Below are 15,553 nucleotides of genomic sequence, written 5' to 3' on the forward strand. Positions count from 1 at the left end.
GACTCAGTTTCGAGATACATTGTTTCCGTTACGATAGTAACGGTTTGGAGGTCCGGGAAATCACTCGCTTTCCATGGGCGGACGGTGAGCTTCCTCGGGCTAAAGCCCTGCGGGATCTCACCATGTACTATACTCCCATAGGAGTCTCGCAATTTCCCGGCCCTCCTTGCGTTTGTAAGACTAACGGAAACATCGATATGCAGAACCACCATCTTAACAGCTGAAAAGAGCTTATGTCCTGAATCATTGAGCTTTTCATGCAGAAAATATGGAAGATATCTTCTCACAACGTAGGGTTCGTTCGTCAAAATATGGATAAGGTGGCGGGGAAACGGTGAGACTCCCGTGGGAGAAGGGGCTAGGCGAGACCCCACAGGTCGTGAAACGGCCGAGGAGGCTTGCCAGCCTCCCCCACAGGAAAGCGAATCGTTTCCCAGCCACCCTTTCCCCTGTCTCGGTAACGAACCCAAATTACTTTGAAACTGAGTCTTCCACAATTCGGCCATTTAATTGAATAAACCTTTTTATGAAAAATCAACAACCATGTTTAACCTTACTTTATCCATAGAAAGTAGAATCCCTTGGGAAAGAGGCGGGGAAACAGCGGATGCTAACCTGTTTTGCATCTTCATAAAAAGGGAAATATTGCGGTTAAAGAGCAGCTAAATTAACAGATGAAGGTGAGAAGATGAAATTACCAACGAATTTAATCAGACTTGCTGAAGAAAGAATTGCTCCCTACGATACCGAAGGATTAGTGATCGGAGCCGGGAATGAAAATGGTGATATCATGATTGTCGGAGAAGCTCCTGGTGAAAAAGAAGCAGTGGAAGGAAAACCATTCATCGGGCGGGCTGGGAAAGAGCTGGATAAGCAATTGGATTATCTAGGATTGACACGGGACGATGTCTATATTACCAGTGCGGTTCGCAGCCGTCCTTATAAATGGGTCGAGACCAACAGGAAAGGAGCAGGAGGAAAGCGTAAGGCCAACCGAAAGCCTAATCAAAAGGAGATACTGGCCCACGCTCCTATTCTCGATTATCAAATTGAACAAATGAACCCCCGCTGGATTATAGCGCTCGGCAGTGTCGCTTATGAACGTTTAACAGGGCGGAAGGATAAAATGACCGAAGTAGTGGGAAAACCCATCGAGACACCAATCAAAAAATTGAAAGATGAAACAAGCTCAAATTACACTTTTACTGAAGAGAAATTCACAGTCATCCCGCTATACCATCCAGCAGCCGTTTTTTATAACCCTGTCATTAAAGAGGATATATATGCAGCGCTGGATCAGTTGAAAGGTCACTTGATGAAATAATCGTTGAAGCTTTGAATACTGTGCGGTTCATTAGGATGGTTTTCTTTTACGACTGAATGAGCCGCTGCAAGGACCGTTGAGCACATAACAACCAGTACGATTACACCTGCCATGTTTCGCACCTCCTTCGTTGGTTATACTTTAATTTATGAAACGCGTTTCAGAGCAAGGATAATTTTCAGTAAGGAGGGAAATACATGAGCAACATCCGTGATATTGCCAAACTTGCCCAGGTGTCCGTTGCTACGGTTTCCCGTGTTTTGAACAATCATCCATACGTGAAAGATGAGAAAAGAAGAGCGGTTTGGCAGGCGGTACAGGAGCTTGATTATCAGCAGAACATTAACGCTGTCCATCTTTCAAAAGGGAAGACTTTCGTTATCGGAGTCGTTCTTCCTTATATCAATCACCCTTACTTCAGCAGGCTGCTGGAGGGGATCGCTGACGGAGCGGAAGCAAATGGATATAAGCTTATGGTAATCCAGACCAATTATCAAGTGGATAAAGAAGTCGAAGCACTCGATATGCTGCGATTGAAGCAGGTAGATGGAGTTATTTTCACTTCGCGAAATTCTCCGTGGCATATACTGAAAGAGTATCGTGCGTATGGACCGGTGGTTGTCTGTGAGAATAAAATGGATAATCAGATTTCAACGATCTATATCGATCACTATCAGGCTTTTCAGCGTGGAATGGAATTGCTCATACAAAAAGGACACCGGAAAATCGGCTACTGTATCGGGAGAAGAAAAGGTAGCAATAGCCAGAAGCGGCATGAAGCATACCGTGATCAGCTGGGCAAAATTGGAGAAGCAGTGACTGAAAAATGGATCTTTGAGCGATGTTTACATATGGAAGATGGAGCGCGCGTTCTTCGGGAGTGGCGTGATATGAAAGAAGCTCCAACCGCTCTTGTGGTAACAAATGATTTAGTCGCAGCGGGAATTATTCTGGAAGCAGAAAAACTGGGGGTTTCGATACCGGATAATCTGGCGGTCATTGGATTTGATGATCAGCCGTTAGCAGAAGCTCTCCAGATTACTACAATCCAGCTTCCACTTCCAACAATAGGAAAGGAAGCATTTCAGCAAGCCACCCAGGATGTAAAAGTCATCCATAAATCTTTACCGTTTGAGTTGGTTGAACGGAAAACTGTATAGGAAATAGGGAAAATAGGGATAGCCGACCATTGGGTAATGGAAGGCTATTTTTATACTTTAGGAAAATATTAATTTTGTTAAAGGATTAAAGTATATGAAAAGACTAAGGCTTGTTGCCATAAGTACTTGGCGACAAGCCTTAGTCTTTTCTAATAGTCACTCCAATCGCCGATAAACAGTAGCTTACGCTTTTGAATTCTTTATAATTTTCTGAAAACGTATTGACTTTTCACTGTTGTCACGTTATCGTTAGGTTAAATAATATAACACTTATTCATCGTTACGATTTTATAACGTTATACAAATGATAATAGATTTACCTCTTACATAAACATAACCGTTCCGCCGCACAAAATGAAAGTATCTTATTATTCAGAGAGGATGTCTGCCTGGCTGGCATGACATATTAATTTGTTAACGTTTGTCAATCGTGATGAATAAAAGGGAGGTAGTGAAATGTCAACGACTTTATCCTACGATCGCTTATCAGAAGAAGAAAAGTATACGCAATTTATGGAGCGTATCGAAAGAGGAGAAAAAATCGAAGCGGATGACTGGATGCCGGATGATTACCGGATGACATTGATTAAATTGATTTCCATGCATGGAATCAGTGAAATTATGGGAGCGCTTCCAGAAAAAGAATGGGTACCGAAAGCACCCTCATTACGGAGGAAGCTTGGAATCATGGCTAAAGTGCAGGATGAAATGGGTCATGGCCAGCTGTTGTTGAGGGTGGCAGAGGATTTAATGAAACCGTTGGGGAAAACACGAGAAGAAATCATGCAAGATTTATTCAGAGGAGATTTGAAGTTTCATAATGTGTTTCATATGCCCGCCCCTACTTGGGGAGATGCCGGTTTAATCGGCTGGCTTGTTGATGGAGCTGCTATCATTACGCAGACGAATATGCTTAAGGCTTCTTATGGTCCATATGCCCGTGCGTTGAAACGTATCTGTGCAGAAGAAGTATTTCACGCCCAGCACGGAGAGGCGATTATCATGGCTTTGGCAGAAGGGACAGAAGAGCAGAGGTCATTGATCCAGGATGCGATCGACCGTTGGTGGGAATCATTGTTGATGTTCTTTGGGCCGGCGAGCTCTAACACTACTGGAACCTCTAAACAGGATACGACCATCAAATACCGTATCCGTACAAAAACGAATGAAGAGCTGCGTCAAGCTTTTCTGGATAAATATATTCCAAGAGTTCTTTCGCTGGGTTTGACAATCCCGGATGAAACGCTCCATTACAACAAGGAGAAGGAGCAGTGGGTGTACCGTCAGCCGGATTGGAACAAGTTTAAAGATATTGTACGAAATAACGGTCCTAAATCAAAAGATCGTCTTGATCTAAGAATTACCGCTTATGAAAATAATGCGTGGGTGCGTGAAGCGTTAAGCCCGGCCGGCGCAGGTGTATGAAAAAGACGGGGGGATGGATATGACGACAAATAACGGACGTGATTTTTATCAGGAGTTTGAAGTTTTCAGCAGTAAGTCGAATGGAGATCAGGTTCAGCATCAATTCAGCCTGTTGGCACCAAACGAAGAGATCGCTCTGGTCATGGCGCAGGAAAATTTCATGCGGAGGCAGCCGGTTGCAGATATTTGGGTGGTGAAACGTTCACATATCCGTAAAATGACACAGGATGAAAAAGAATCCCTGCAGCGACTGGATAATAAACAATATCGTAATACAAAAGGATATGGATATTTGAAGAAGAAGTGGCGCCACTATGAACAGAATATTTTAGATGAGAAAGAAATTTTGTCATGGGGAGGGGAGGAGAAACAATGAAATCAGTCCAGGAAGCACAAGCCGATCCAAAATATAAAGCAACTTTGACGGAATTATTGTATCAGCTGGCCGATGACGATTTCATCATCGCTTTTCGTGGTTCGGAATGGCTGGGGCTAGCTCCTCATATCGAAGAAGATGTCGCTTTTTCTTCGATTAACCAGGATACGATGGGGCATGCGGCCATCTATTATCAGCTTTTAGAAGACTTAGGGGAAGGGGATGCCGATGCCTTGGCTCATGGCCGGGAAGCATCCCAGCGGAAGAATGCCGTACTGCTCGAGGAAGTGAATGGCCCTGGGCATTATTTGAAGAAGCCACTCTACGACTGGGCTTTTGCGGTAGTACGTAACTATTTTTACGCGCAGGCGAAGAAAATCAGGATTGATTCGTTAAAAAACTCTTCCTACCGGCCATTAGCTGATGCTGCTGTGAAAATCAATATGGAATTATATTATCATCTCCTTCATTGGAAAACATGGTTCACACAGCTTGCTACAGCAAAGGGGGAGGCTCCGGAACGGATGAAGCACGCTGTTGAAAAAGTATCTGCAGATATGGGGGGCGTACTGACCTTAGGTCCTAAGGGAGAAGAAATGGCAGCGTTCGGTCTGATTGAACCTGAAGAAGTGCTGACCCGGCGCTGGCACACGGAAATGGAAAAGGTGTTCGAGTCCCTTCCACTTTCTCTTCCGCCCGTTCAGTCAAAACATGGAAACGGACGTGAGGGTGTTCATACGGAAGACTTGAACAGTGCTCTCACTACGTTAGGAGAAGTATACCGGCAAAATCCGGTCGCCAGCTGGTAAATAAAACTGGAAAGGAGGGGTGGGCATGAGCTTAGTATCAACTTCAGAACAGTCTGTTCGGGAAATGCTTGCCCTGGTGAAAGATCCTGAAATTGATTCTGTCAGCGTACTTGATTTAGGGATGGTAGAACAGATTACCATTGAAAGAGATTCAGTGGAGGTGAAAATGCTTCCAACCTTCATGGGCTGTCCTGCTCTTGAAATTATCAAGGCTAACGTGGAAAACAAATTGCTCGAACTGGATTGGGTGGAAAAGGCATCCGCGGTATTTGTGTATGACCCGCCCTGGACATCAGAAAGGGTGACTGCCGAGGGACGTCAGCGGCTGAAAGAGTTCGGTATCGCTCCTCCACCTGAAAAGCTTGGTCCTGACGGTGCCTGGCATGTGGACTGTCCGTATTGTGAATCGACTTATACGACCATGGATAATATTTTCGGCCCAACCGCATGCCGCAGCATTTTGTACTGTAAACAATGTAAAAATCCTTTTGAAGCAATGAAACCTGTATCGACCATGATGTAATTCTAATGGAAAGGGATGATGAATGATGGTTAAAATGATCGCGCTTTACAAGCATCCGGAGGATAAGGAAAAGTTTGACGAACATTATTTCAACACCCATGCTCCTATCACAGCGAAGATACCTGGTTTAAAAGAAATGAAGGTTACAAGAGTCACAGGATCTCCGATGGGCGGAGAAGGGAAGTATTACCTGATGTGCGAAATGTATTATGACAGCTATGATGCGCTGCAGGAAGCGATGAAAACGGATGAAGGTAAAGCTTCGGGGAAAGATTTAATGGGATTTGCGGGTGATTATGTCACCTTGATGGTTGGAGAAGAAGTAGATGAGTGATTTTACTTTCATCCGAACAAGCGTCAAGGAGCAGGTGGCGTTGATCGAATTGAACCGTCCTGAGGTCTTGAATGCGCTGAACCGGGGGATGGTAAGAGAGGTCATTTCAGCTTTGGAAATGTTTGATCAGGATGAAAGCGTAAACGTGATCCTGTTGAGCGGGAATGGACGTGCATTCGCTGCTGGTGCTGACATTGATGAAATGGCTGACGATGGACCGATCGATTTTGAAATGAACAACCCGTTTGCCGATTGGGACCGGATTGCGAGAGTGAAGAAACCGGTCATTTGTGCCGTTCATGGATTTGCTCTTGGGGGAGGATTTGAACTGGCGCTGGCATGTGATATGATTTTTGCTGCAGATACGGCAAGCTTCGGTTTCCCGGAAGTGAATATTGGAGTGATGCCGGGAGCAGGAGGTACACAGCGGCTGACTAAAATGTTGGGGAAGACCCATGCACTGCGCTGGTTATGGACGGGAGACAAAATGACTGCACGGCAAGCTTATGACTATGGATTAGCAGCCCGCCTGGTGGCGCCGGAATTACTGATGGAAGAAACGGAGGCATTTGCGCGCCGACTTGTGAATCAGCCACCGTTATCCTTACGGTTGATTAAAGAAGCTGTCGACGCAGCCGTCGATCAGCCACTGGATGAAGGAATGCAGCTGGAGCGCAAGAATTTTTACTTGTTATTCGCTTCTGAGGATCAAAAGGAAGGGATGAAAGCATTTATTGAAAAACGGCGGCCGAACTTCAAAGGTAAGTAAGGAGGGGTAGACATGTTCGAGACAATCAACTACCAGATACATAACAACATTGCCTGGATAACCATGAACCGGCCCGACAAGCTCAATGCTTTTATCGGCCAGATGAACAAGGAAGTGCAGCAGGCCGTCAAGAAGGCTGACAAGGATGCGGACGTCCGCTGTCTGGTCATCACTGGGGAAGGCCGTGCTTTTTGTTCCGGTCAGGATTTATCCGAGGTCAATGAATCTACCAATTTGGGGGATATCATCCGTAATTATTATGGGCCGATGATTAAGGAAATTGCACGTTGTGACAAGCCGATTGTGGCTGCATTGAACGGAGTAGCAGCAGGAGCAGGTATGAGCCTTGCCCTTGCCTGTGATTTCCGAATCGCTTCTGAAAAAGCGAGCATGGTCGAGGCGTTTATCCATGTCGGATTGATTCCTGATGCCGGAAATTTGTATTACCTGCCACGGCTGGTTGGACATGCCAGGGCACTGGAATTAGCGATTCTCGGGGAGAAAGTTACGGCTGAGGAAGCGAAAGAATTCGGTCTGGTCACAAAAGTGGTTCCGGAAGAGTCTTTGCAAAGTGAAGTGGAACAGTTTGCCGGACGGCTGGCGACCATGCCGACCACAGCAATCCAGCTGATCAAGCGCAATTTAAAAGAGAGCTGGACGATGGAGCTGGATGAGTATTTGGAAAAAGAAGCCCAGGGACAGCGAATTGCCGGGTTGACATCCGACTACAAAGAAGGCGTCGAAGCATTTTTACAAAAGCGCAAACCGGAATTCACCGGGAAGTAGGAAGAAGGTATTTTTAGGCGTTCGGAGAAATTTATTAGCAAGCTGGAAAAATATTATTAAAGGAGTGGAAACATTATGGCACAAGTAAAAGAACAGAAGTTAGAACAGTTGGACATGAAACGTGATCGCTATCATATGATCATTAATGGTGAACGTACGGAGAGTTCTACAGGTGAAACGATGACCATCCATAATCCGGCGACAGGCGAAGCGATTGCACAAGTGGATAAAGCATCGATTGAAGACGTCGATCGCGCCGTAGCAGCAGCACGTAACGCTTTTGATAACGGAAAATGGAAGCGCTATCCTATCAATAAGCGCTCACGTACCATGAATAAAATCGCAGGTATCATGCGTTCCCGTTTCAACGAATTAGTAGAGTTGGAGATACTCGATTCAGGTAAGACATTAGCAGCCGCACAGGGGCAGGTTATGCAAGCTATTGAAGACTTCGAGTTTTATGCAGGGGCAATTGTCGGCCATCGCGGAACGGTAAACAATATGCCAGGCGCGTTCCATAACTATACAGAAAAAGAGCCGGTCGGGGTCTGTGCCCAGATCATTCCATGGAATTATCCTATGATGATGGCAGCCTGGAAAGTAGCTCCGGCAATTGCGGCTGGGTGTTCTGTAGTCGTAAAACCTGCCTCGCTTACACCGTTGACTGCCATTGTAATGGGCGAAATTTGCATCGAAGCCGGTGTCCCGGAAGGTGTCGTCAACATTGTTCCCGGCTCCGGTTCTGAAGCAGGTAACCATTTAGTAGAGCATAAAGACGTCGACAAGGTTGCCTTCACCGGTTCTACACCTATTGGAAAAGATATCATGGCAAAAGCTTCCGAGACTTTGAAACGAGTCACATTGGAGCTTGGCGGCAAGTCGCCTAGCATCGTATTTGATGATACCGATGTCGATGCGGCTGTTGATGGTTCCTTGTTTGGAATATTTTACAATACCGGACAGTCCTGCGAAGCGCGCTCCCGCTTGTATGTCCATGAGGATATCTACGATGAATTCATGGAGAAATTCGTGGAGAAAACGAAGAAGCTGAAGCTTGGTAATCCGTTTGAAAAAGAGAGCCACATCGGCGCAATCATCAGCCAGCAACAGCTTGAAGTCATTGATAGCTATGTAAAATCAGCGGTTGAAGATGGCGCGACTGTATTGGCTGGCGGGAAGCCTGCGGTAGTGGAAGGTTATGAAAATGGTCACTGGTATGAGCCAACAGTAATTACAGATGTGAACCATTATATGAAAGCAGTAAAGGAAGAAATCTTCGGACCGGTCGTTGTCGTCATGAAGTTCAGTGATGAAAAAGAAGTGATCAAGCTTGCAAACGATAGTGACTATGGTTTAGGATCCGCGGTTTGGACAAAAGATCACGGACGGGCAACCCGCGTAGCTAACCAGATCGAAGCGGGTATCGTAATGGTCAACTGCCCATTCTCCGCATTCCCGGGTACACCATTCGGAGGCTATAAACAGTCCGGATTCGGACGCGAGCTGTGCGTGGAAACGCTTGATTTATATACCGAGACGAAGAGCATCATCTCTTATTATGGCAGCAAGCCGATCAACCCGCTCGGCGTATGATAAAGCAGTGAATTTAAAGGCTGTCTCCTGGAGACAGCCTTCTCCTTTCGATTGTAATCAGAGAGTTAGGGAAGAAGATGTTAGCGTTAATTCGGTTAGGAAAGAGATAAGGCGAAATAGCTGTCTGTTAAGTAAGAAAAAAAGATTACTGGGGGTTAGGTCGTGATTAATAAAATAGTAGTCGTCGGTTCAGGCGTGATGGGAAGAGGAATAGCTTATGTTAGTGCTGTCGGCGGTTATGAGACAATACTTGTAGATATCAAAGAAGAACAGCTTGCCAGTGCAGAGGGGGAATTGGATCAAGTTTTCCAAAAAGGTATTGAAAAGGGGAAAATTACACCGGAACAGCGTAATCAGGCTCATGCACGATTAGGCTATGCTGCTGATTTGGCACAAGCTGCCCGAGATGCCGATTTAGTGATTGAAGCGGTACCGGAAAAGCAGGAAATCAAGCGATCGGTGTTTGAAACGGTGGATCAGCACGCCAAAGAGGCCTGTTATTTCGCTACCAACACTTCAACGATGAGCCCGACAGAAATCGGCTCCTTTACGAAACGTCCGGAGAAGCTGATAGCGATGCACTTTTTTAATCCTGTATACAAAATGCCGCTTGTTGAAATTGTACGCGGACTGGAGACGAGTGATGAAACTGCAGAGGTGATTAGAGAAGTTGCTGAACAAATGGGGAAAGAAACGGTCGTAGTGAATGAATTTCCTGGTTTTGTGACGAGCAGAATCAGTACGCTGGTGGGAAATGAAGCTTTTTACATGCTACAGGAAGGTGTAGGAACAGCGGAAGAAATAGATAAAGCGATTAAACTGGGTCTCAATTACCCGATGGGACCGTTTGAACTGGGAGACCTGGTAGGGCTTGATGCCAGGTTGAACAACTTGAAATACCTGCATGAGAAACTAGGCGAGAAATATCGTCCTGCACCTTTGTTAGAGCAATATGTAAAAGCTGGCCGGTTAGGAAGGAAAACAGGGCGTGGAGTATATGATTATCGGAAAAAGGAAGTGCTGAAATGAGAGAAGTCGTCATCGTTGATGCTGTCCGTACCCCAATAGGAAGATATCGTGGTGCATTAAAGCATATCCGGCCTGATGACTTAGGGGCAGTAGTCATCCGCTCGCTGTTGGAGCGGAATACGGGAGTCCCTGCCAATGAGTTGGAAGAAGTTGTGTTAGGCAATGCCAATCAGGCTGGTGAAGATAACCGCAATGTTGCCCGGATGTCGGCTCTGCTTGCCGGTCTTCCGGTTGAAGTTGCCGGTGTCACAGTCAATCGCTTATGCGGATCGGGACTTGATGCGGTCAATTATGCTGCTCGTGCTATTATGACGGGGGAAGGCGATATGTTTATAGCTGGTGGTACAGAGAGTATGACACGGGCACCTTTCGTCATGGGAAAACCGGAAAGAGATTTTCCGAGGGGTAATCAGGAAATGTTTGATACCACTATTGGCTGGCGTTTTATCAATGATAAGCTGGCGAGAGAATATGGAACCGACAGTATGCCTCAAACAGCAGAAAATGTCGCCGAACGTTATCAGGTTCCCCGGGAAAAACAGGATGAATTCGCTTATGGCAGCCAGCAGAAAGCGAAACAGGCAATGGAATCCGGCCGCTTCAGGGAAGAAATCGTTCCGGTTACCTATCATGATCGGAAAGGTAACACGATCACTGTCAATACGGATGAACACCCCCGCCCGGAGACCAGCTTGGAGAAGCTCGGAAAGCTCCGTCCCTTATTTGATGGCGGAACGATTACAGCCGGGAATGCCTCCGGTGTCAACGACGGTGCATCCGCCCTCTTACTGATGTCAAAAGAGAAAGCGGAGGAATTGGGATTAGAACCTCTGGCAAAATATGTAGTTTCTGCAACAGCAGGACTGGAACCAAAAGTGATGGGACTTGGCCCTATCTTTGCGACCAGAAAAGCGATGAAGCGTTCGAACCTGTCCATGTCAGATGTAGGACTGATCGAGTTGAACGAGGCGTTCGCTTCACAGTCACTGGAATGCATCCGACAGCTTGAGCTGGATGAAAAAAAAGTAAATGTCAACGGTGGGGCGATTGCATTCGGTCATCCGTTAGGCGCCAGTGGTGCGAGGATTTTGACGACGCTGATCCATGAGATGAACAAGCAGGAGGTCCGTTATGGACTGGCGACGATGTGTGTCGGGGTCGGTCAGGGAATTGCTACCATTGTAGAAAACACGCGTACATAAACTGGTTATGGATTAAAAGAACACAGGCATTAGCTTGTGTTCTTTTAATTTTTTAAATAATTTTCTTCCAGGATGATTACCACTACGAATCTATTAAAAAACAGTTATTTAACAGGATGCAATTGATATATAACAGGTAAAACATTACAATAATAGATGTAAACGCTTTAAAAAAGTGAAAGGGAGAGCTGATTCCATGCATGTACCATTATTGTTGACTGATTTCTTAGATCGAGCGGTTAAACTTTACGGAGATAAGCCGGCAATCATTGATGACGAACGGACTCTAACGTACCGGCAGATGAATGAGCGTGTCAATCAACTTTCCCGAGGGCTGCAGGCGCTTGGGGTGAAAAAGGGAGATAAAGTAGCATATCTGGCACCTAATACGAAAGAAATGCTGGAAGGATTCTATGGTGTTTTCCAAGTCGGAGCTATTATGACTCCATTAAATACGAGATTAAAGCCGGCTGACTATCAATTTATTCTTGAGCACAGTGAAAGCAAAGTGCTGTTCGTAGACAGGGACCTTTATCCATTGGTAGAGGAAATACTGCCAAAGCTGCCTTCATTGGAACAGGTTATTATCCATGGAGAAGAAAAAGATGGCTGTCTGGCTTATGAAAAATGGCTGACTGGCTTTTCTAATGAAAGCTTTGACCGGGTAGATCTGGAAGAGTCTGATATTGCATCCTTACTGTACACGAGTGGAACCACGGGTAACCCGAAAGGTGTATTACTGAGCCATCGTGCCAACTATCTGCATGCATTATCTACCATGCATCATTTACAAGTATCCGATCAAGATACATTGTTGCATGTGCTGCCGATGTTTCATGTTAATGGCTGGGGCTCTCCATTTTACTATACAGCTAATGGTGCCACACAGGTGATGTTGCGTAAAACAGATCCTGGGCTTATTCTTGAAAAAGTTCAAAAACATAAAGTTTCCATTCTTCATATGGCGCCAACTGTACTGAATATGGTGATTGAAGCTTATGAAGCAGAACAGCCGGCTATGGATCAGGACGTCCGGGTAGTCATCGCAGGCTCTGCGCCACCGCCAGCTTTTGTAAGAAAAGTGGAGGAAGATCTGAAATGGAAGTTCATCCAGGTGTATGGGATGACAGAAATTTCCCCGCTGATTACGACATCGGAGCTGCGCTCCATGGATGTTGACCTTCCACCGGAAGAAAGGTACCGTCTGAAAGCAAAAGCAGGGTATGAGATGATAGCCAGCAAAGTCAAAGTCGTTGATGAGCTTGGTGACGAAGTTCCGCATGATGGCAAAGCGATTGGGGAAATCGTTACGCAGACAAATGGCATGATGGAAGGGTACTATAAGAACCCGGAAGCGACCAATGAAACAATCCGCAACGGGTGGCTGCATACTGGAGATATGGCGGTTGTTGATGAAGGTGGGAATATTGAAATCGTCGATCGTAAGAAGGATGTCATCATCAGTGGCGGGGAAAATATTTCCTCTATCGAAGTTGAAGGCGCCCTGTATGAACACCCATCGGTACTGGAAGCAGCTGTAGTGGCTGTACCGAATGATAAGTGGGGAGAGGTGCCTCATGCGGTCGTTGTCCTGAGAGAGGGAGAAACATTATCCGAAGATGAAATCATAGCATTCTGCCGCGAGAAGCTTGCGCATTTTAAAGCACCGAAAAGTATCACGTTCACCGATGAACTGCCTAAAACCGCCTCAGGTAAAATCCAAAAAGTCGTCATCCGTAACTCTTTCTGGGAAGATAAGGGTCGGATGGTCAATTAAAATTGAGATTTTGACAGCCCCTGATAACGTAACATCGGGGGTTGTTTTTTTATCGGAAGAAGGGGAAATGAATGTTAAGGAGGAATGAAGATGATCGGAAATGTAGAATTGGTAATGGATGCGAAAGCTTATCTAGGAGAAGGACCAAGCTGGGATAGGGACCAACAGATGCTTTACTGGGTGGATATCGAAGGAAAAAAAGTCCATATTTACAATCCTAAAGATGGCGAAAATAGAGAAATCCATGTTGATCAGCGAGTAGGCGCAGTGGTGCTGAGGGATTCCGGTGGGGCTATCGCCGCTATGGAAGAAGGTTTTTATTCGTTAGATTTAGAAACGGGTGAAACACGGCAAATCAATGACCCGGAAGCGGGCGTTTCGGAAAACCGTTTCAATGATGGCAAGTGTGATCCGGAAGGGCGCTTTTGGGCCGGTACTATGAGCTATAGCGGCATTCCGGAAAATGGAGGGTTGTACTGTCTGGATAAAAATTTCCACGTAGAAAAAAAGGTAGACCGTGTCAGTACTTCCAATGGACTTGCCTGGTCGCCGGATAATCGTTATATGTACTACATTGATACACCAACCAAACAGGTTGTCCGGTATGAATATGATAAATATGAGGGTGCTATCGACAATCCTGCGATTGTAGTAGAAATACCTGAGGGTGAAGGGAAGCCTGATGGCATGACGATAGATGCAGAAGGGAACTTATGGATTGCCCATTGGGGCGGTTCAAAAATATCTGTCTGGAATCCTGGTAAAGGAGAACAATTGCGTTCAATTCCTGTTCCTGCATTGAATGTCACTTCCTGCGTGTTTGGTGGTAAGGAAATGAACGAGTTGTATATTACCACTGCAAGTGTCGGCATGGAAGAAGAAGATTGGAGGAAGTTTCCATCGGCGGGAGGATTGTTTAAAGTTAAGACAGAGGTCACCGGTACCCCGAGTTATTTTTTTAAAGGATAAGCGATCAGGTGATTTTGCTGAACGCCAAATCATGGCATTTGAAAGCCGAATAATTGGGTCTGAATGCAAAAAGCCGTCAGTATTTAAATGGCATCAGCAGTTAAATCTAAGCAAAAAGACTGCCATCCGGGGCAGCCTTTTTGCTTTTTAATTCAACGGTTGTTGTGGAGCCGGTGCATAGCTTTGGAGCATTTGCGTCATATCCTGCTGGGCAAGCTGTGGTACTTGGTAATAGCCATGCTTATTTTGATATAAGAACAACTCATAGCTCATTTCAATTAAGTTTGGCACGCTATCGGCCACAACCCTTCGTAACACAGGGTTCGTCATTTCAAGAGCAGTCATCGCCATGGTGGATGCCAATCCCTTCACCTGGGCAAGCATGAAGGAGGAATATTCGGCATCAGTCAGTTCTGTCGGGTTTTGTACCGGTTTCTTAGGCTGGCCGGGTTTCATTCCATAAACGACATCATTGTTTAGTGTCATTTTATAGACATGGGTAGACTGAGATGGTTTTTGACCAGTCTTGAAGCTTTCCGTCATTATATTATAAAGCTCTGTAGTAAAGTTTACCTGTCTGGTCAAAATATCTTTTAATTCCGGATCCTGGATATTTTGCTCGAACATTTTATACTGATCGAGCATACCTATCACTCCGCCAATGACTTCGTGAGCATCAAAAAGCTCATGCCCTCCATGGCTTATATTAGGAGGCATATTAGAAGACACCTGCTGGCTGCCATTCATCCGGGGCTGATTCATTTGGTTTTGATTTTGCATAGTTTTCCCTCCATATCATAGCTTCTTCCCTATCTTTAACTGATTCAGGAAAATTATGTAGGGTGATGTTTATAGGTTTTTAGCCTTCCGGGTCAAAAACTTACTGTCTTTCAGCCATTCCGGATGAATGGCTTTTCTGGAAGGGGAGAGATTTTTCAGATTCACTCCGGCCCCATAGTAATAAGCCTGCCACACGATTTTTGAACAATATTGTTCATGATCTGCAGTGCCGAGTGGAGTCATGATTCGGTAAGCAGCTTTTGGATACTTTTTATATAGTCCTTCCAGGTAATCGGCTGCCATCACACCGTCTTCCGGTTCCTTTGGAGTATAGATCGATATGGCACGAAATTTTTGAAAATACCGGTCCATATTATCCTTCATGAGACCGGATGGTATCGAATGGATGACTTCCTTGTGTTGATTTACGATACCCACATGGCCAACGTACTTCGATTCACTTTGACCAATTGGAGAAAACAATAAATCACCAGGGGATATTGCTATGTTTGTTCCAGGGTACTTGGCTGGATCTTTATGAACCATAGGGGCCCGGGCTTTCCGTGGTCGTAATAAAAATACCAAAAGCCCAGTGGCAAGGCTGAGTAAAAAGGTGAGTGCAGACATCTTTTTCATACGTTTCCTTCTTTCTGACAGTGGATTTTAAATAAATCGTAAGGTAACACAAAAGAAAACT

General features: G+C 45.4%; 17 protein-coding genes. 14 read left to right on the plus strand and 3 right to left on the minus strand.

Features of this window, described 5'->3' with window-relative positions; translation table 11 throughout:
• The first annotated feature begins 688 nt into the window (after positions 1 to 688).
• Entirely contained in the window at positions 689 to 1,324 is a 636-nt protein-coding gene (locus tag P855_RS0119465) for a uracil-DNA glycosylase (protein ID WP_028785106.1), read from the plus strand.
• Here P855_RS0119465 and P855_RS22690 read toward each other — a convergent pair.
• A complete protein-coding gene (locus P855_RS22690) occupies positions 1,309 to 1,437 on the minus strand; it encodes a hypothetical protein (protein WP_268744501.1) in 129 nt (42 codons plus the stop codon). The two genes, P855_RS0119465 and P855_RS22690, sit on opposite strands and share 16 nt — an antisense overlap.
• An 84-nt stretch (positions 1,438 to 1,521) precedes the next feature.
• Between P855_RS22690 and P855_RS0119475 the strand changes: the two genes are divergently transcribed.
• The 13 genes from P855_RS0119475 to P855_RS0119535 all read left to right on the plus strand — a co-directional run bounded on the left by P855_RS0119475 (position 1,522) and on the right by P855_RS0119535 (position 14,076).
• On the plus strand, positions 1,522 to 2,484 hold the full coding sequence (locus tag P855_RS0119475) for a LacI family DNA-binding transcriptional regulator (RefSeq protein ID WP_028785107.1): 963 nt from the start codon (positions 1,522 to 1,524) through the stop codon (positions 2,482 to 2,484).
• Between the two features lie 456 nt (positions 2,485 to 2,940).
• Positions 2,941 to 3,909 (plus strand): 1,2-phenylacetyl-CoA epoxidase subunit PaaA, encoded by a 969-nt coding sequence (gene paaA, locus P855_RS0119480; protein ID WP_028785108.1) that lies wholly within the window; start codon positions 2,941 to 2,943, stop codon positions 3,907 to 3,909.
• A gap of 19 nt (positions 3,910 to 3,928) precedes the next feature.
• The gene (paaB, locus tag P855_RS0119485) at positions 3,929 to 4,285 is read left to right on the plus strand and encodes a 1,2-phenylacetyl-CoA epoxidase subunit PaaB (RefSeq protein ID WP_028785109.1); all 357 of its coding nucleotides are present in this window, start codon (positions 3,929 to 3,931) and stop codon (positions 4,283 to 4,285) included.
• Positions 4,282 to 5,094 carry a 1,2-phenylacetyl-CoA epoxidase subunit PaaC gene (gene paaC / locus P855_RS0119490; protein WP_028785110.1) on the plus strand — a complete coding sequence of 271 codons (813 nt, stop codon included), beginning with the start codon at positions 4,282 to 4,284 and terminating at the stop codon, positions 5,092 to 5,094. Before paaB ends, paaC begins: the two co-directional genes overlap by 4 nt.
• A gap of 25 nt (positions 5,095 to 5,119) precedes the next feature.
• A complete protein-coding gene (gene paaD, locus P855_RS0119495; RefSeq protein WP_028785111.1) occupies positions 5,120 to 5,617 on the plus strand; it encodes a 1,2-phenylacetyl-CoA epoxidase subunit PaaD in 498 nt (165 codons plus the stop codon).
• A 25-nt stretch (positions 5,618 to 5,642) separates the two neighbouring features.
• On the plus strand, positions 5,643 to 5,951 hold the full coding sequence (locus P855_RS0119500; protein WP_028785112.1) for an EthD family reductase: 309 nt from the start codon (positions 5,643 to 5,645) through the stop codon (positions 5,949 to 5,951).
• Complete coding sequence (locus P855_RS0119505; protein ID WP_028785113.1) at positions 5,944 to 6,720, plus strand: enoyl-CoA hydratase/isomerase family protein; 777 nt, start codon at positions 5,944 to 5,946, stop codon at positions 6,718 to 6,720. Before P855_RS0119500 ends, P855_RS0119505 begins: the two co-directional genes overlap by 8 nt.
• Positions 6,721 to 6,732: 12 nt before the next feature.
• Positions 6,733 to 7,506 carry an enoyl-CoA hydratase-related protein gene (locus P855_RS0119510; protein WP_028785114.1) on the plus strand — a complete coding sequence of 258 codons (774 nt, stop codon included), beginning with the start codon at positions 6,733 to 6,735 and terminating at the stop codon, positions 7,504 to 7,506.
• Positions 7,507 to 7,581: 75 nt separating this feature from the next.
• Complete coding sequence (locus P855_RS0119515; RefSeq protein WP_028785115.1) at positions 7,582 to 9,099, plus strand: aldehyde dehydrogenase family protein; 1,518 nt, start codon at positions 7,582 to 7,584, stop codon at positions 9,097 to 9,099.
• Positions 9,100 to 9,261: 162 nt separating this feature from the next.
• Positions 9,262 to 10,128, plus strand: a complete 867-nt coding sequence (locus P855_RS0119520) for a 3-hydroxyacyl-CoA dehydrogenase (RefSeq protein ID WP_028785116.1) — start codon at positions 9,262 to 9,264, stop codon at positions 10,126 to 10,128.
• The gene (locus tag P855_RS0119525; RefSeq protein WP_028785117.1) at positions 10,125 to 11,330 is read left to right on the plus strand and encodes a thiolase family protein; all 1,206 of its coding nucleotides are present in this window, start codon (positions 10,125 to 10,127) and stop codon (positions 11,328 to 11,330) included. Before P855_RS0119520 ends, P855_RS0119525 begins: the two co-directional genes overlap by 4 nt.
• A 196-nt stretch (positions 11,331 to 11,526) precedes the next feature.
• Positions 11,527 to 13,107 carry a long-chain-fatty-acid--CoA ligase gene (locus P855_RS0119530; RefSeq protein ID WP_028785118.1) on the plus strand — a complete coding sequence of 527 codons (1,581 nt, stop codon included), beginning with the start codon at positions 11,527 to 11,529 and terminating at the stop codon, positions 13,105 to 13,107.
• Between the two features lie 90 nt (positions 13,108 to 13,197).
• Positions 13,198 to 14,076 (plus strand): SMP-30/gluconolactonase/LRE family protein, encoded by an 879-nt coding sequence (locus tag P855_RS0119535; protein ID WP_028785119.1) that lies wholly within the window; start codon positions 13,198 to 13,200, stop codon positions 14,074 to 14,076.
• A gap of 147 nt (positions 14,077 to 14,223) precedes the next feature.
• Here P855_RS0119535 and P855_RS0119540 read toward each other — a convergent pair whose 3' ends face one another.
• Positions 14,224 to 14,856, minus strand: coding sequence for a spore coat protein (locus P855_RS0119540; RefSeq protein WP_028785120.1), 633 nt, complete (start codon positions 14,854 to 14,856; stop codon positions 14,224 to 14,226).
• A 69-nt stretch (positions 14,857 to 14,925) separates the two neighbouring features.
• Positions 14,926 to 15,492: a hypothetical protein gene (locus tag P855_RS0119545; protein ID WP_028785121.1), complete on the minus strand. Its 567-nt coding sequence runs from the start codon at positions 15,490 to 15,492 to the stop codon at positions 14,926 to 14,928.
• Positions 15,493 to 15,553: the final 61 nt, after the last annotated feature.

It is taken from the genome of Thalassobacillus devorans MSP14, assembly GCF_000496835.1.
Taxonomy (GTDB): Bacteria; Bacillota; Bacilli; order Bacillales; family Halobacillaceae; genus Thalassobacillus; species Thalassobacillus devorans_B.